Origin of the sequence: Streptomyces aurantiogriseus, assembly GCF_014649375.1 — a bacterium.
GTDB lineage: Bacteria > Actinomycetota > Actinomycetes > Streptomycetales > Streptomycetaceae > Streptomyces > Streptomyces aurantiogriseus.
In genome coordinates this window covers 1-936 of sequence record NZ_BMSX01000077.1, presented here as the reverse complement: position 1 = coordinate 936, position 936 = coordinate 1, and the positions used below count along the sequence as shown (strand labels likewise).

Annotated in this window: 1 protein-coding gene; it reads left to right on the top strand. The window is 67.5% G+C overall.

All coding sequences use genetic code 11. The annotated features are described in order from the left end of the window. Positions 1 to 87 precede the first annotated feature (87 nt). A complete protein-coding gene (locus tag IE263_RS48045) occupies positions 88 to 885 on the top strand; it encodes an IS5 family transposase (RefSeq protein ID WP_189944462.1) in 798 nt (265 codons plus the stop codon). The last annotated feature ends 51 nt before the right edge of the window (positions 886 to 936 follow it).

Below are 936 nucleotides of genomic sequence, written 5' to 3'. Positions count from 1 at the left end.
AGGCCAAAAACGGCTCACCCGCTATCACGCACCAACTCGTAAGACGACGTCTCATTTGGACTGCTGGGTCGTCTGCACCGCGTGGTGATGGTTGAGCGCTTGGTGCCGGACGAGTTGTGGGAGCTGTTCGAGCGGGTGGTCCCGCCTGCTCCATCGCGGCCGCAGGGCGGCGGTCGGCGGCGGTATGGGGATCGCGAGGTGCTGGCCGCGATCATCTTCGTGGCCACGACGGGCTGCACTTGGCGGCAGCTGCCGCCCGTCTTCGGTCCGTCGGGGCCGACGGCGCACCGGCGCTTCACCGAGTGGACCGCCGCCCGCGTCTGGGCCAAACTGCACCGCCTCATCCTCGACGAGCTGGGTTCGCGCGGAGAGCTGGACTGGTCTCGGTGCGCGATCGACTCGGTGAACATGCGGGCCTTGAAAGGGGGGGACCTGACAGGTCCGAATCCTGTGGACCGGGGCAAGAAGGACTCGAAGATCCACTTGATCACCGAGCGGGCCGGTTTACCCCTCTCGATCGGGATCTCTGGCGCGAACCTGCACGACAGCCAGGCACTCGAGCCGCTCGTGCGCGGCATCCCGCCGATCCGCTCCCGCCGCGGCCCGCGCAGGCGCCGACCCGCCAAGCTGCACGCGGACAAGGGCTACGACTACGACCACCTGCGCCGATGGCTACGCAAGCGAGGCATCCGGCACCGCATCGCCCGCAAGGGCATCGAGTCCTCCACCCGGCTGGGCCGGCATCGCTGGACGATCGAGCGCACGATGTCCTGGCTGGGCAGCTGCCGCCGTCTGCACCGCCGCTACGAACGCAAGCCCGAGCACTTCCTGGCCTTCACCGCCATCGCCTGCAGCCTCATCTGCTACCGCAGACTCACCAAATGAGACGTCGTCTTACGAGTTGGTGCGTGATAGCGGGTGAGCCGTTTTTGGCCT

Coding starts and splice junctions, on each gene's coding strand:
- IE263_RS48045 (WP_189944462.1), top strand. CDS start 88: ATGGTTGAGCGCTTGGTGCCGGACGAGTTGTGGGAGCTGTTCGAGCGG.